Source organism: Nocardioides ungokensis (assembly GCF_013466985.1).
Classification (GTDB): Bacteria; Actinomycetota; Actinomycetes; order Propionibacteriales; family Nocardioidaceae; genus Nocardioides; species Nocardioides ungokensis.
On the sequence record NZ_CP059164.1, the window covers coordinates 3,376,368 to 3,390,869 of the forward strand.

The 14,502-nt window shown below is 72.0% G+C and carries 12 protein-coding genes and 1 pseudogene; 4 read left to right on the forward strand and 9 right to left on the reverse strand.

Features of this window, described 5'->3' with window-relative positions; translation table 11 throughout:
• Positions 1-106: 106 nt before the first annotated feature.
• Positions 107-1,324, forward strand: coding sequence for a glycoside hydrolase family 3 protein (locus H0S67_RS16640; protein ID WP_180933938.1), 1,218 nt, complete (start codon positions 107-109; stop codon positions 1,322-1,324).
• A 39-nt stretch (positions 1,325-1,363) separates the two neighbouring features.
• Here the strand turns inward: H0S67_RS16640 and H0S67_RS16645 are convergent, their stop codons facing one another.
• From H0S67_RS16645 to H0S67_RS16665, 5 genes are read right to left on the reverse strand one after another with little or no spacing between them, the layout of a single operon-like run.
• Positions 1,364-2,104 carry a response regulator gene (locus H0S67_RS16645; protein ID WP_246354819.1) on the reverse strand — a complete coding sequence of 247 codons (741 nt, stop codon included), beginning with the start codon at positions 2,102-2,104 and terminating at the stop codon, positions 1,364-1,366.
• Positions 2,101-4,035, reverse strand: a complete 1,935-nt coding sequence (locus H0S67_RS16650) for a PAS domain S-box protein (protein WP_246354820.1) — start codon at positions 4,033-4,035, stop codon at positions 2,101-2,103. The genes H0S67_RS16645 and H0S67_RS16650 overlap by 4 nt, the downstream gene beginning before the upstream one ends.
• Before the next feature lie 11 nt (positions 4,036-4,046).
• Positions 4,047-6,185, reverse strand: a complete 2,139-nt coding sequence (locus H0S67_RS16655; protein WP_281368877.1) for a SpoIIE family protein phosphatase — start codon at positions 6,183-6,185, stop codon at positions 4,047-4,049.
• A 12-nt stretch (positions 6,186-6,197) separates the two neighbouring features.
• Positions 6,198-7,985, reverse strand: a complete 1,788-nt coding sequence (locus tag H0S67_RS16660; RefSeq protein ID WP_180933940.1) for a SpoIIE family protein phosphatase — start codon at positions 7,983-7,985, stop codon at positions 6,198-6,200.
• A gap of 55 nt (positions 7,986-8,040) precedes the next feature.
• Positions 8,041-9,432: an MFS transporter gene (locus H0S67_RS16665; RefSeq protein ID WP_180933941.1), complete on the reverse strand. Its 1,392-nt coding sequence runs from the start codon at positions 9,430-9,432 to the stop codon at positions 8,041-8,043.
• Between the two features lie 153 nt (positions 9,433-9,585).
• Here H0S67_RS16665 and H0S67_RS27525 point away from each other — a divergent pair, with 153 nt between their 5' ends.
• A complete protein-coding gene (locus H0S67_RS27525; protein WP_343050148.1) occupies positions 9,586-10,302 on the forward strand; it encodes a SulP family inorganic anion transporter in 717 nt (238 codons plus the stop codon).
• A complete protein-coding gene (locus tag H0S67_RS27530) occupies positions 10,299-11,336 on the forward strand; it encodes a SulP family inorganic anion transporter (RefSeq protein ID WP_343050149.1) in 1,038 nt (345 codons plus the stop codon). Before H0S67_RS27525 ends, H0S67_RS27530 begins: the two co-directional genes overlap by 4 nt.
• 96 nt (positions 11,337-11,432) lie before the next feature.
• Here H0S67_RS27530 and H0S67_RS16675 read toward each other — a convergent pair whose 3' ends face one another.
• The 3 genes and pseudogenes from H0S67_RS16675 to H0S67_RS16680 form a co-directional block, all read right to left on the reverse strand.
• Positions 11,433-11,603, reverse strand: coding sequence for a hypothetical protein (locus H0S67_RS16675; protein WP_180937066.1), 171 nt, complete (start codon positions 11,601-11,603; stop codon positions 11,433-11,435).
• A 175-nt stretch (positions 11,604-11,778) separates the two neighbouring features.
• Positions 11,779-12,270: pseudogene (locus tag H0S67_RS28355) on the reverse strand (ABC transporter permease); the annotation flags it as partial.
• A complete protein-coding gene (locus H0S67_RS16680; protein ID WP_180933942.1) occupies positions 12,267-13,223 on the reverse strand; it encodes an ATP-binding cassette domain-containing protein in 957 nt (318 codons plus the stop codon). The gene H0S67_RS16680 and the pseudogene H0S67_RS28355, both read right to left, overlap by 4 nt.
• Before the next feature lie 366 nt (positions 13,224-13,589).
• Here H0S67_RS16680 and H0S67_RS16685 point away from each other — a divergent pair, with 366 nt between their 5' ends.
• Entirely contained in the window at positions 13,590-13,979 is a 390-nt protein-coding gene (locus H0S67_RS16685; RefSeq protein WP_180933943.1) for a hypothetical protein, read from the forward strand.
• A gap of 12 nt (positions 13,980-13,991) precedes the next feature.
• On the opposite strand, the gene H0S67_RS16690 is transcribed toward H0S67_RS16685, so the two are convergent.
• Entirely contained in the window at positions 13,992-14,486 is a 495-nt protein-coding gene (locus H0S67_RS16690; protein ID WP_180933944.1) for a DUF4234 domain-containing protein, read from the reverse strand.
• Positions 14,487-14,502 lie beyond the last annotated feature (16 nt).

Below are 14,502 nucleotides of genomic sequence, written 5' to 3' on the forward strand. Positions count from 1 at the left end.
GGCACCCGAGGGGTGCTGCCCGGGACGGGGTCAGCGGCATGACAGGCTGGTCCGAGGCCGTCGTACGCGCCGGCCGTGCTCGTCGTCGTTCCAGGGAGTTTGCTCGGTGCACTGGCTGTCGGTCCGCCTGTCCGTCGCGGCAGGCGCCGCCCTCGCGATCGTCGGGTCGCTCGTCGCCCCGTCGACGGCGCCGGTGACCGACGACGACGTGACGCTCCTGGCGAGCACGTCCGACGAGCCGCCGCACCGGCCCGGCCACCGTTTCCACCGCCTCGACCCCGCCCAGCAGGTCCTCGGGCGGATGAGCCTGCCGCAGCGCGTGGGGCAGCTCTTCATGGTCGGCACCCCGGCCGCGAGCGCGAGCCCGGCCACGCTCGGGCAGATCGGCCGCTTCCACGTCGGCAACGTGATGCTGACCGGGCGCAGCTACCGCGGTGTCAGGGCGCCTGCGCGGGTGGCGGCGGCGATGCAGGCCCGGGCCACCCCGCGCGCGACGGACGGCGTCCGGCTGCTGGTCTCCACCGACCAGGAGGGCGGACAGGTCCAGGTGCTGCAGGGGCGCGGGCTCTCGACCATGCCGTCGGCTCTCACCCAGGGTCATTGGACCCCGCAACGGCTGGAGCGGGCCGCCGGCGGGTGGGCGCGACAGCTGCGCGCCGCCGGCGTGAACATGGATCTCGCGCCGGTCGTCGACACGGTGCCCGGCCCGGCGGCGGCGGCCCACAACCCGCCCGTCGGTGCCTTCGACCGCGAGTTCGGCTACTCCACCACGGTGGTGGGCCGCCACGGCGTCGCGTTCTCCCGCGGCATGTCCTCGCACGGCGTCGTGCCCACCGTGAAGCACTTCCCGGGCCTCGGCCGCGTGCACGCCAACACCGACTCCCGGACGGGGGTCACCGACCGGGTCACGCGGCGTCACGACCCGTACTTCGCGCCGTTCCGCCAGGCCGTCCGGTCCGGCGTGCCCGCCGTGATGGTGTCGACGGCGTACTACTCGCGGCTGGACCCGCACAATCCGGCCGCCTTCTCGCCCTTCGTGATCGGCGAGCTGCTCCGGGGCGACCTCGGCTTCCGCGGCGTGGTGGTCTCCGACGATCTCGGCAGGGCCCGCCAGGTCTCGCCGTGGTCGTACGCCGACCGCGCGCTGAGGTTCGTCCGGGCCGGGGGCGACCTGGTGCTCACGGTCGAGCCCGCCACGGTACCCGCGATGTACGGCGCGGTCCTGCGGGCGGCCCGCACGAACCACTCGTTCCGCGACCGGGTCGACGCGGCGGCGCTCCGCGTGCTCGAGCTCAAGGCAGACCGGCACCTGCTCGGTCGCTGACCGCCGGGCAGCCCGGCGTGACCGGTCCGAGGATCGGGGTCAGCGAGGACGGCTGAGCTCGGCCCACACGACCTTGCCGCCACCGGGAATCGCCTCCAGGCCCCAGGCGGACGTGAGCGCCGAGACGAGGTGGAGACCGCGGCCGTGCTCGGCGGTGTTGCTGGACGGCTGGGGCTCCGGGGTCCCGGCCCCGTGGTCGATGACGTCGATGCGCAGCGCAGACTCCTTGAGGGAGAGCCTGATCCGCAGGGACGAGTTGGCGTGCGTCACCGCGTTGGCGGCCAGCTCGCTGACCACCAGCAGGGCGTCGTCGAGCAGGGCGGTCAGGTTCCAGTCGATCACCGTCGCCCGGACGAACTTCCGGGCCGCGGCCGGGCTCGCCAGCGCGTGCGGCAGGTCCATCACGCTCTCGGCGTGCTGCGGCCGGCTCACGGTCTGGAGCAGGTCGACGAGGTAGTCGAGCTCGGTGTCCTTGAGCACGAACCCCTCGACGTGCTCGGAGATCCAGTCCTGGTCCGTGGTGTCCGCGCCGGAGAACACCACCACCTTGGCGGCCGGCGAGCGCTCCCGGATGCGGGTCAGCACCTCCCTGCCGGCGATGTCCGGCAGGCCGAGGTCGAGGATCACGACGTCGGGGTGCTCCGACTCGGCCAGGCGCACGGCCTCGGCCCCGTCACCGGCCTCGCCCACCACGTCGAAGCCACCCCGCAGCCTCAGCGTGGTGCGCAGCATGCGCCGCACGTCGACCACGTCGTCCACGAGGAGCACCCGGATGGTCACGGCCCCTCCCGGCCCCGGCGCGGCAGGCTGATGACGAACGCTCGCCCGGACCCGTCCGGCGGCCCGGGATCGTAGGAGGCCTCGCCCCCGTGTGCCCGGGCGAGCTCACGGACGATGAACAGCCCGAGCCCCGTACCGCCGCTGCTGCCGGTCGCGAAACGGTCGAAGAGCCGCGCCTGCATCGCCGGCGTGACCCCCTCGCCCCGGTCGCTGACCCTGATCTCGACGCGGCTGTCGGTGGCAGCGACGTCCACGGTGACCGGCGGGACGCCGTGCAGCAGAGCGTTGGTGAGCAGGTTGTCGAGGGCCTGGGCGAGGCGGTCCCGGTCACCTGCCACGACGACACCGGTGTCGCCCCCGACGTTGAGCTCGGCGTCCGGGTAGGTCGAACGCGCTGCCGTCACCGCGTCGGCGACCACGTCGTCGATGCGCACCGGCTCGGTCTGCATCGAGAGCCCGCTGGCCTGCAGCCGGGACGCCGTGAGCAGGTCGGCGAGCAGCCGCCGGAGTCGGATGGTGCTCGACGCCATCGCGTCGAAGAGCTCGCTGCGCTCCTCGTCGGTCAGGTCGCCCCAGTGCCGCGACAGGGTCTCGGCCGAGCCGCCCAGCACGCCGATCGGCGTACGCAGCTCGTGCGCCGTCACCGCCAGGAACTGCGACTGGTCCTGCGCGGACTGCTCGAGGCGCCGGTTGAGGGACTCCAGCTCGGCGTTCGCCGTGGCGAGCGCCCGCACCGCTTCCTCACGCTCCTGCTCGAGCCGCCGACGCTCGCTGGTGTCGCGGGTGACCTTCGCGAAGCCGACGTGCTCGCCCGCGGCGTTGTGCACCGCCGTGATCAGGACACTCGCCCAGAAGCGGCCTCCGTCCTTGCGGACGCGCCACCCCTCCTCCTCGTAGTGCCCCTCGCGCAGCGCGATCTCGAGCTCGTGCTCGGGGTGCCGTTGCTCCTGGAGCTCCGGCGGGTAGAAGACCCGGAAGTGCTGCCCGATGATCTCGTCGGCTGCGTAGAGCTTGCTGCGCTGCGCCCCGGCGTTCCAGCTGACCACGTGACCGGTCGGGTCCAGCATGAAGATCGCGTAGTCCTCGACGGCCTCGACGAGCAGCCGGAAGCGCTCCTCACTGCGACGCAGCTCCTCGAGCGCTGCGCGCTCCGCGGTGACGTCCTGGACCTGGAGGAAGAGGTAGAGCGGGCGGCCGCGGGAGTCGCGCACGGGGGCGAGCGTGGCCCGCACCCAGCGTCCGTCGGCGGCGTGGGGAACGCCGTGCTCGAGCTGGACGACGTCGCGGGACTGGTGCCGGACCTCGTCGAGGATCTGGGTGAGCGCCGACTGCCGCCCGTCCACGAAGTCACCGTAGGACCGGCCCACGAGGTCGGCCGAGGGCAGCTGCATCAGCGTGGTCAGGGCCCGGTTGACGCGCACGAGACGGCCCGCGAGCGTCATCGTCGCCATTCCGATGGCCGCCTCCTCGAACACCTCGCGGAAGCGTTCGAGGTGCTCGTCGAGCACCCGCTGGTCGCCGGCCGCCGAGCCGTTGCCGATCGCCTTGGTCGGCGTCCGGCCGACGACGTGGAGCAGTCGCTCGACGAGGAGGTCGACCGGTGTGGACTTCTCGATGAACGCGGAGGCGCCCAGGGCGCGTGCCTGCTCCGCGAGGCCGGCTTCCTCGAAGCCGCTGAAGAGCACGACCCGGGTGTCGGGCGAGGCCTGGCGCACCCCGGGGAGCGCCTCCAGCCCGTCGACGCCCGGCATCGAGACGTCGAGGAGCATCAGCGCGGGCCGGTGCTCACGGGCGAGCTCGACGGCCTCGGCGCCGTCGGCACCCTCACCCACGACGTGGAACATGCCGGAGACGCGCAGGCGCGTCTTCATCAGCATGCGGACCTCGGCGGCGTCGTCGACGACCACGATGGTGGGCGGCTCGGCGGTCACGACACCTCCCCTCACCTGTCCCGGCGGGCCACCACGACGGCGACGTCGTCGTCACGGGTGTGGTCCCGCACCGTCTCGACCAGGGTCTCGAGCGCCTCGGGCAGCGGGCCGCCGGCCAGGCCGGCGACCGCCTCCAGCACGCGCAGCTGGCCGCGGTCGATGTCCTCACCGCGGCGTTCGATGAGCCCGTCGGTGAACGCGACGACGGTGTCCCCGGGCAGGAGCCCGACCGTTGTCGGCTCGCGCTGCACGTCGCCGGTGCCCAGCGGGGGTCCGTCCGCGGAGGGCAGCTGCTCGACGGCACCGTCGCGTCGGAGCACCACGGGCGGCGGATGGCCTGCGTTGACGACGACCATCTCGTCGCTCTGGGGGTCGACCACTCCGTAGACGAGGGTCACCAGCTGGTGCAGCGCGTAGGTGCGGAAGAGGAGGTCGAGCTTGCCCAGCACGACGTGCGGGGCGGCGTCCACGGCGATGTAGGCGCGGATGGCGGCCCGCATCTGGGCCATCGACGCGGCCGCGGCGACCCCACGCCCCATCACGTCACCGACGAACCACGCCAACCGCCCGTCCGGGAGCGTGATGACGTCGTAGAAGTCACCGCCGACCTCGGTGCGGCCGGCGGGGCTGTAGTGGCTGGCCACCTCCCAGCCGGGGACCTCGGCAGCCAGTTCGGGGAGCACGGCGCGCTGGAGCCGCACTGCCGCCTCCTTGGTCTGGCTGTGCAGCTGCGAGTTGTCGATCGCGATGGCGCCCCGCCGACCGACCTCCTCGGCGAAGGCGAGGTCGGACGAGGTGTAGCGGCGTTCGGACTCGGCCGCGACCCAGGTCATGACGCCGAGGACGCGGCCGCGGGCCACGAGAGGTACGACGAGGCCGCTGCGGATCTGGAGCTGGCGGGAGAGCCGCAGGTGCTCCTCGTCCTTCGCGCCGGCGACCAGCATCTCGTCGGTGACCTCGGGGACCAGGATGCTCTCGCCGGTCCGCATGACCTGCCAGGTGCCGCCCTCGGCCTCGCGGTCCGCCGGGTAACGTCGTTCGATCTCGAGGGCCATCTGGACCTTCGCAGGGTCGATGTGCTCGACCGCGAGCCGGTGCAGCCGACCGTCCTCGACGAGGTCGATGGCACACCAGTCGGCGAAGACGGGGACCGAGAGCCGGGCGACCTTGGCCAGCGTGTCCCCGTAGTCCAGGCTCTTGGCCAGCTCGGTGGTCGCGTCGGCGAGGAAGCGCACGCGCGACGCCTGCTCGACGGCCTCCTCCCGGGCCCGGATGCGCTCCAGGGCCTGGGCACAGCTGTCGGCGATGATGCCGAAGAACTCCAGCTCGACGGCGTCGAGCTCACGGCGCCCGGGGAAGGACAGGGTGATGACGCCCACGACGCTGCCCACGACGCGCAGCGGCAGGCAGACGATCGAGCGCTCACCCTCGGTGGCGGTCTCGAGGTCGGGGTAGCGGGACCGGATGGCGTCCTTGCCGGTCAGGACGAGCACCTCGCCGGACCTGGCCACGTCGCTGGCCGGGTTGTGGTCGTCGACGGAGTAGGTGGCCCACCGCCGCTCGGCGTCGTCCGGGCCGCCGCGCAGCCCCGCGAGCGCGAGCATGCCGTCGCCCGTGACGAGCGAGAGCGAGGCCACGGTCGCACCGACCGCGTCCGCCGCCTGGGTGATGACGACCTTGGTGACCGTCTCCACGTCCTCGGCGATGCCGAGCTCGGCTCCGACGCGGGCCAGCCGCGTGAGACGGTCGCCGAGGCGGCGTACCTCGCGGCCGTGGCTCGCCTCGCCGACCGTGTCGTCGATGACGCAGATCGTCCCGACCACCTCGCCGTCGCGACGCAACGGCGAGCAGCTGACGTCGGCGGCCCGGACGGTGCCGTCGACCCGGATCACGTCGAGGCGGCCGTTCCAGTGGACCCCGCTCAGGGCCTGTCGCTCGATCTCGCGGAAGGGATCGACCTGACCCGGCGGCAGGAAGGCGTCGGCGAGGTGCAGCTGGGAGAGGTCGTCGCCCAGGAACCGGTAGAGCCGGCGCGCGACGACGTTGGCGAAGATGATGCGTCCGGCGGTATCGGTGGCCAAGGCCGCCTCGTCCAAGCCGTTGAGGTGATCCAGGTCAACGATCCACGGGGGGACTCCGGGGATCGGCACGCCCCCATCATGTCACCGCGGGCGCCGGTTCACCGGGACACCCGGATTGCGATCCTCCTGGGCCCGGCAGCGCAGCACCAGGAGCGCGATGTCGTCGTCGCCCGCGCCGCCGACCGCGGCGGACTCGATCAGGGCGTCGCACAGCTGCTCCAGACCGAGGTGGCCCAGGTCCGAGAGCTCGGTGGCGAGGCCGTCGATCCCGGCATCGAGACCCTCGTCGCGGCGCTCGACGAGGCCGTCGGTGTAGAGCAGCAGGGTGGACCCCGGCTCGAGGTCGACCGCGTGCTCGGACCTCGACATCTCCGGGGCCACGCCGAGCAGGAGGTCGGCCTCGCTCTCGAGCCGGGTGACGCTCCCGTCGCGCCTGAGCAGGAGCGGGGGCAGGTGGCCGGCGCTGCTCCACACGAGCCGGCAGCCGCTGCCCCCTCCGGTGGACGGGACCTGCTCGACCCGGACGACCACGGCGGTCGCGAGCGTGTCGAGCTGGAGGCCCCGCAGCGCCGAGTCGAGGCGGGTCAGGAGGCGGGCCGGGCCGTCGTCGGCGTCGAAGGAGAGCCCGCGCAGGAGGTTGCGCACCTGGCCCATGGTCGCGGCGGCGGTCTGGTCGTGGCCGTTGACGTCGCCGACGCTCAGGAGCGTGGCCCCGGACGAGTCGACGAACGCGTCGTACCAGTCGCCGCCGATGTGCGCCGCCTCCTCCGCGGGCTGGTAGCGGACCGCGATCTCGAGGGTGTCGGGCGTCGCCGGTTGGGTGAGCGACGAGCGCTGCAGCATCGTGGACATCAGCCGCGCGGAGCTCGCGGCGGCGCGGCTGGCCTCGTGACGTCGGACCCGGTCGACCGCCTCGGCACACTGGGCCGCGAAGCCGCGCAGCAGCCCGAGCTCGTCCTCCCCGAAGTCGCGGTCGCTGGACCACGACAGCCCCAGCGCGCCGACCAGCCGATCTCCCACCCGCAACGGGAGGGTTGCCCAGGCGGCCCGGTCCGTGACGTCGTACAGGACCCGCGTGGCCTCCGACCAGGACAGTCCCTCGGCGCGGGACCGGAAGAGCAGCGGCTCCCCGGTGCGCGCGACGTACGCCGCGGGCAGCTCGCTGGTCATCGGCAGCTCCGCGTAGCCGACAGAGGCATCCGGGGTGGTGGCCCGGTCCGCCACGGCCAGCCGCACGACGCCGATCTCGTCGTCGCGCACCGCGAGCACGGCGCCGGCGGCCCCCAGCACGCGCCGGCCGGGCCCCGTCACCACTCGCTCGAGCTCGCCCATCGCCTCGGCGTCCGCGAGCCTGAGCGCGATCACGGAGAGCTGGTCGAGCCGGTGCGCCGTGAGGCGCTCGGCGTCGCGTACCAGCGCAAGCTCGCGCTCCTGGGCCAGCATCGCCTCGGTGATGTCGTTGCCGGTGGCGACGATGTGCGTGATCTCGCCCCCGGACCGGGCCGGGAAGAGCGCGAGGTCCACCCAGTGCTGGTCACCGTTGCCCAGGAAGAAGCGGCTGCGGGTGCGCAGCGGCTCCCCGGTCCGGACCGTCTCGACGCACCAGTCCCGGATCTGCGCGGCAATGGCGGGATCCGGGCTCCACCAGCCGCACTCCCAGAACGGTCGGCCGAGGACCTCCGACCGATCCAGACCGCAGCCCTCGACGGACAGGGTGTTCGCCGCCAGGACGCGCCCCTCCCGGTCGAGGATCCCGGAGAAGAGGAGCGGGGTGTCGTAGAGCCCCTGGAACCACCGTTCGGCGAGGACCGGGTCGAGCCGGTCGACGCGACGGTCGGCCGGGGCGCGTCCCTCGCTCGCGTCGCTCACCCCACCGATGCTCACCGCCGCGACCCGCGAACGCAATGGCCGTGCGACCCGGCGCTCACCCCGGGTTGCCCCTGGGGAGGGAGAAGGCCGCCAGCAGGCCGACCAGACCGACGACCGCCACCGCGATCAGCGCCAGGGCGTAGGAGCGGCCCGGTGACGAGGTGACGCCGGCGACCAGGATGGTGCCCGCGATGGCGGTCCCGAGCGAGGAGCCGAGGTTGGACACGCTGCGTGACAGCCCGGAGATCTCGCCCTGCTGGTCGTCGGGGAACGCCGACTGCACGACGTTCACGGACGGGGTGAGCATGGCGCCCACCCCGAGCCCGATGAGGAAGAGGCCGGGCGCGAACGCCCAGGCACCGGGCTGGCCCTTCACCATCCAGAGCAGGACGACGACCCCGGCCATGGCCATCACGAAGCCCGCCAGGATGAGGGTCCGCTGGGCGTACCGCTTCGCGAGCCGCTCCGCGGCCAACGAGGAGGCCAGCAGGCCCACGGTCGCGGCACTGAAGATGACCCCGGTCTGGATCGCGTTGTAGCCGCGGACCACCTGCAGGTAGGCCGAGACCACGAACGACGTGCCCATGAGCATCAGCCACTGGGCGTTCTGGGTGACCAGGCCGACGTTGGAGGTGTGGTTGCGGAACAGCGAGGGTGAGAGAAGTGGCTCGGCCCCCGCCCGCTCCTCTGCGCGCATGCGTCGGAAGAACCAGGCCAGGACCCCGGCCCCGGCCACGATCAGGCCGAGCATCAGCAGGAGGTTGTTGTCCGCGGCCAGGATGCCCGAGACGAGCAGCACGAGCCCGACCGAGGACAGCACCGCTCCCCCGGTGTCGAAGTGCCGGGTGTGGTCAGGAGGCAGCGGGTCGTCGATCCGGCGCGCCAGCAGCACGATCGCGCCGATCACGAGCGCCTGGAAGACGAAGGCCGCCCGCCAGCTGATCGCTGTCGTGATCAGCCCGCCGATCAGCGGGCCTGCGGCCGCACCGACTCCACCCATCGCGCTGATGACCCCGAAGGCATGGGCCCGCGACGTGACCCCGGAGAACAGGAGGGTGGCGAGGATGTAGACGGGCGGGATGAGCAGCGCCGTCCCGACGCCCTCCAGGATCGAGTTGCCGAGGATCAGGACGCCGAGGCCCGGTGCCGCCGCGCTGATGAGCGCGCCCACGGCGTACACCACCAGCCCGACCATGAAGCAGGGCTTGCGGCCGTACTTGTCGGTGAGCTTGCCCCCGGGGATCATCAGCGCCGCCATGACGAGCAGGAAGATCGTGATGGCGATCTGGATCCCCTGGACCGTGGTGTCCAGGTCCTTGCTCATGTCGTTGATCATCACGTTCATGTTGGAGCCGGCGAAGCTGCAGATGAACTGCGCCAGGGCGAGCGGGACGAGGACCGCTCCTGCGGCCGTCGCGCCGCGGGCCGGCGAGGCAGGCTGCGCCATGCGGGTCTCCTTCCGGGCGAGCAGGTCCCCCACGGTGTCGCGTCGGGTCGGTCGCTCGTAGGGGCGAACGTCATGTCCGCGGTCTCATGCCGGACGGACGATGCACACACGGCCGCGCAACGCGACGATCTGCTGTGAGGAGGTGCCGGTGCGATGGCGGGAGCTGAGGTGACGGACCAGCCCTCCGGACTGCGGAAGTGGATGCCGGGGATCGGGGTCGTGCGCGACTACAACCGCGCCTGGGCGCGGCCCGACCTGGTGGCGGGCCTGGTGCTCGCGGCGATCCTCGTGCCCCAGGGCATGGCGTACGCCGAGCTGGCGGGCCTCCCGACGGTCACCGGTCTGTACACCACCATCGCCTGCCTGGTCGCCTACGCACTGCTGGGACCGTCCCGCATCCTGGTGCTGGGGCCGGACTCGTCGGTCTCCCCGCTCATCTTCGCCGCCATCGTGCCGCTGGTCGCGAGCTCCGGGGACCCGGGCTCCGCCATCGTGCTCGCCGGCATGCTGGCCCTGCTGGTCGGTGTGGTCGAGATCGGCCTCGGCGTGGCCCGGCTCGGCTTCGTGGCCGACCTGCTCTCCGTCGAGGTGCAGGTCGGGTACATGAACGGGCTCGGTATCACCATCATCGTCGGGCAGCTGCCGAAGCTCTTCGGGTTCTCCACCGACGCGGACGGGTTCGTCGACGAGCTGCACGCGTTCGCCGCCGACATCGACAAGACGGACGCGACGACGCTCGCGGTGGGCGCGGCGGTGCTGCTGCTCCTGCTCGTGCTGCCCCGGATCACCTCGAAGGTGCCCGCGATCCTCGTCGCGATCGTCGGCGCCACCGTGCTCTCGGCCCTGCTGGACCTCTCCGCCGAGGGGTGAAGACGGTCGGGTCACTGCCTCAGGGCCTGCCCGCACCGAAGCTGCCGTGGACCAGCTTCAGCGACGTGGGACCGCTGCTCGTGGCGGCGCTGGGCATCACGTTGGTGTCGCTGACGGACACCATCGCGACCTCGACCAGCTTCGCGGCCCGCCGGGGCGACGAGGTCAGGCCGAACCAGGAGATGATCGGCCTCGGGAGCGCCAACGTCGCCGCCGGCCTGTTCCAGGGGTTCGCCGTCTCGACCAGCGGCTCCCGCACCGCCGTCGCCGAGCAGTCCGGCGCCAAGAGCCAGGTGACCGGGCTGGTGGGCGCCGGCGCGGTCGCCGTCATGCTGCTCTTCCTGAACTCGCTGCTGGCCGACCTGCCGCAGACTGCCCTGGCCGCCGTCGTGATCGCCGCCGCGCTGTCCCTGATGAATGTGCCGGAGGTGCGCCGGCTCTGGCGGATCCGGCGTACGGCGTTCCTCCTGTCACTCGTGGCCACCGCCGGCGTCGTCTTCTTCGGGGTGCTGCCGGGAATCCTGGTCGCGGTCGCCCTGTCGATCCTGCTGTTCTTCCGGCGCAGCTGGTGGCCGCACGGGGTCGTCCTGGGCCGCGACGAGACCGGCCTGTGGCACCGGGCTGACGGGAACGACCTCGAGGAGATCCCGGGCATCGTGGTCTACCGCTGGGAGGCGCCGCTCTTCTTCGCCAACTCGGGCATGTTTCGCGAGAACCTGCGGGATCTCGCGCTGGAGAAGAAGCCCCGCTGGATCGTGGTCCAGTGCGAGGCCGTCACCGACGTCGACGTGACGGCCGCCGAGAAGCTCGAGCAGCTCGACCACCAGCTCAACGCGCAGGGCGTGCACCTGGCCTTCGTCGAGCTCCGCGACCGGCTGGCGGACCTGCTGCTGCGCTACGGGCTGTTCGAGACTCTGGACCGCGACCACTTCTACCCCTCGATGGACGCGGCGCTGGCGGCCATCGCGGACCTCGACGCCGAGCACGCCGACCCGCGACCGGATCCGCACCTGGACGGCGAGGAGCCGCGTTGACGGGCCGCATCCGGAATGATGCTCCTCGGCGCGGTGGCCGGACAGACCTCGGACCGGGCGAGCTGGGGGCCGGTCGCAGGCGTGTGTCCGGTGGGATCAGGCGTCTCGGCGGTGCAGGAGCACGCCAGCGAACACGTAGGCCACGATGACCCAGGTCGCCATCACCGCGAGACCCGGCCACGGGCTGAGCGCATCCGGGGCCCTCAGGCTCGTGGAGAAGCTGGCGCCCGCCCGGTCGGCAGCCAGGCACTTGCGTGCCGCGCCCACGCGCCGTGGAACAGCAGGAGCAGCACCGGCAGGACGAGGATGATCGCGAACAACGCGACCAGAGCCCCGGCGTGCTGCGGAAAATCCAGCCGATGGCGCCGCCGAGAAGGCCGATCAGGGTGAGGTAGACGCCAGTGCCGACGACCACTCTCAGCACGTCGGGGTCGGACAACGAGTACGTGGGCCGGTAGCCGGACAGGAACGCCTGGGCCACCAGGAACCCGGCGATCGACGCAGCCACCATCGCCACCCCGACGACCACGCTGAAGACGACCAGCTTGGCCAGGAGCACCGGCAGCCTGCGTGGCACGGCCGCGAGGGTGGCCCGAATCATGCCGGACGAGTACTCACCGCTGACCACGAGAACGCCGAGCGAGCCGATGAGGAGCTGTCCGAGGTAGTAGCCCTGCAGGGGACCGGATGCGACGACGTCCTCCGGGTCGAGCCCGGCCGGGTTGCGGGTGTTGTGACCGATGATCGCCCCGAACACCACCATCGCCAGCATCGCGGCGAGGAGGATCAGCACGGTCGAGCGCAGAGTGCGGAACTTGAGCCACTCCGACCTGACGACCCGGGGCAGGGTGACCGGCCCGTCGACGCGGCCAATCGGTGCTGTCGCCCCTTCGGCACGGGCAGCGGCGTCCGCGGCACGGATGGTGCCGCTCATACCGCACGCTCGTCGCTCTGGAGCCCGCCGTCACGAATGGACTCACCTTCGTGGTCGTCGGCCCGGAAATCGACGGCGTCGCGGGTGAGCGCGAGGTAGGCGTCCTCCAGGGAGGCGGCGTTGGGGGACAGCTCGTAGACGATGAGATGCGCTTGAGCCGCCAGTGTGCCGATCTCGTCGCTGGACAGACCGGCGACGGTGAGCACCTCGTCGTCCAGGGTGGTCTCCCCACCGGACTCCTCGACCAGTCTCGCCAACCGCCCGACGTCGGAGGTACGCACTCGCACGGTCTCGGTGAAAGCGTCGTCGATGAAGGCGGCCATCGGCTGGTCCCGCAGCAGCCGGCCCTTGCCCACGACGACTACGTGGTCTGCCGTCACGGCCATCTCGCTCATCAGGTGGGAGGAAAGGAAGACGGTGCGACCCTCCGCCGCGAGCCCCTTGAGCAGTGCTCGAATCCAACGGATGCCGTCCAGGTCGAGGCCATTGACCGGCTCGTCGAGCACGAGTGTGGCCGGGTCACCCAGCAGGGCAGCGGCCATGCCGAGACGTTGCCCCATCCCGAGGGAGAATGCTCCGGCCCGCTCGTCGGCGACATGGGTGAGGCCGACCAGCTCGAGGACCTGGTCGACCCGCGAGCGCCCGATGCCGCTGGTGAGCGCCAAGGCTCGCAGATGATTGCGCGCCGAGCGTCCGGGGTGCACCGACCGGGCCTCGAGCAGCGCTCCGACCTCGTGGAGCGGGGCAGGGTGAGAAGCCGGCTGCTTGCCGTTCAACCGGACGGTGCCGGCACTGGGCCGATCCAGGCCGAGCACCATCCGCATCGTGGTGGACTTGCCGGCCCCGTTGGGCCCCAGGAAGCCGGTGACGACGCCCGGAGTCACCGCGAAGGTGAGGTCGTCGACGGCAAGGGTGTGGCCATAACGCTTGGTCAGGCCGTGCACTTCGATCACGGGTGTTCTCCAGGGAGGCTGGTGGACCAACGAGCGGGGAGTGGAACGCAGACAGCGTTCTCTCCATACTGCCCCGCCGCACCTGAGGCCTGCCCGGCCACGACGCGGTGGTCGCAACGACCGCCCGAGGCCGCATCTGGAGGCGACCGATCGCTCTGAGGCATGGGCAGGACCCTGGATCCAGACGCGTGGGCGCTCTAGCTGGAATGGTCCGCGGTCCGGACTCATCCGTTGACCTCGTCGGAGAGGGGACGCACCGCCGCGTCAAGACCGGGCGCAACGGCCGGACGGACCTTATTTCGGCGGCCGGGATCTGCTTACCCTCCCGGGAAACGGGGGTCCCACGAAACCCATCGGAGGTGGGCCATGACCGGCAAGCTCCTGATCATCCCGACACTCGCCGTCGGACTGGCAGCGGCGGTGACGACCGCCGTCGGGCCGGCGGGGGCGGCGGGCGACGCCCCGACGACCGTCACGATCCACGCCGACGGCACCGACCTGTCCGGCACCGTCTCGAGCCCGAAGCCGAGGAAGTGCGCGAACAACCGGCTCGTCGTGGTGTTCAAGCAGAAGGGGACCCGCGGCGGTGGTGACGACGTGAGGTTCGCCAGTGACACCGCGTCCCGCTCCGGCAACGTCTTCGCGTGGTCGACCGGGAACACGGGCACCGAGGGCAGGTTCTACGCCAAGGTCCGCCACATCGACGGCTGCAAGGGCGACACCAGCCCGACCATCCGGGCGGTCCGCAACCCCTGACCTGGGTCAGCCTCAGCGCTCCTCGGCGCCGACCGACCGCCAGTAGTCGTTGAGCGCGCCGTTCGTCTTCACGAACCAGACGATCAGGCCGACGAAGAAGAACCAGCCCAGCAGCAGCGCCCACAGTCCCGTCACGGCACTCACGGGCCGGGCCTCGCCACGGCGCTCGTAGAGCCCGCCGACCTCGTGCGAGCTGAAGAACGGCATCACGACACCGACCAGGATCGCGAGGATGAGCGCCACCGGCCCACCGATCCCGGTGCCGGTGTGCTGCTTCATCTCCTCGTGGGTCTTGTAGTACCAGTACCAGGTGTAGAAGCCGAGCGTGACGACCGTGAGCAGGATGCAGGTGCCGGTCGCGCGCACCTCGCCCACCGGGGCTGCCACCGCGGGGGCGCCTGCGGCGGCGTACGCCGATGGCGGCGACCCACCGCTCTCCGGGGTGGGCGTGGACTCGAGGGGGCTCGCCTCGTGCCCGTCAGGCTGCGGCTCGTTGACGTCGGACATGGTCGTTCCTCGTCTC

What these genes read in the sequence shown, in the direction of transcription:
- H0S67_RS16665 (WP_180933941.1), bottom strand. Translation starts at nt 9,432, where the DNA reads ATGGCGCAGCCTGCCTCGCCGGCCCGCGGCGCGACGGCCGCAGGAGCG.
- H0S67_RS16690 (WP_180933944.1), bottom strand. Translation starts at nt 14,486, where the DNA reads ATGTCCGACGTCAACGAGCCGCAGCCTGACGGGCACGAGGCGAGCCCC.
- H0S67_RS16685 (WP_180933943.1), top strand. Translation starts at nt 13,590, where the DNA reads ATGACCGGCAAGCTCCTGATCATCCCGACACTCGCCGTCGGACTGGCA.
- H0S67_RS27525 (WP_343050148.1), top strand. Translation starts at nt 9,586, where the DNA reads ATGGCGGGAGCTGAGGTGACGGACCAGCCCTCCGGACTGCGGAAGTGG.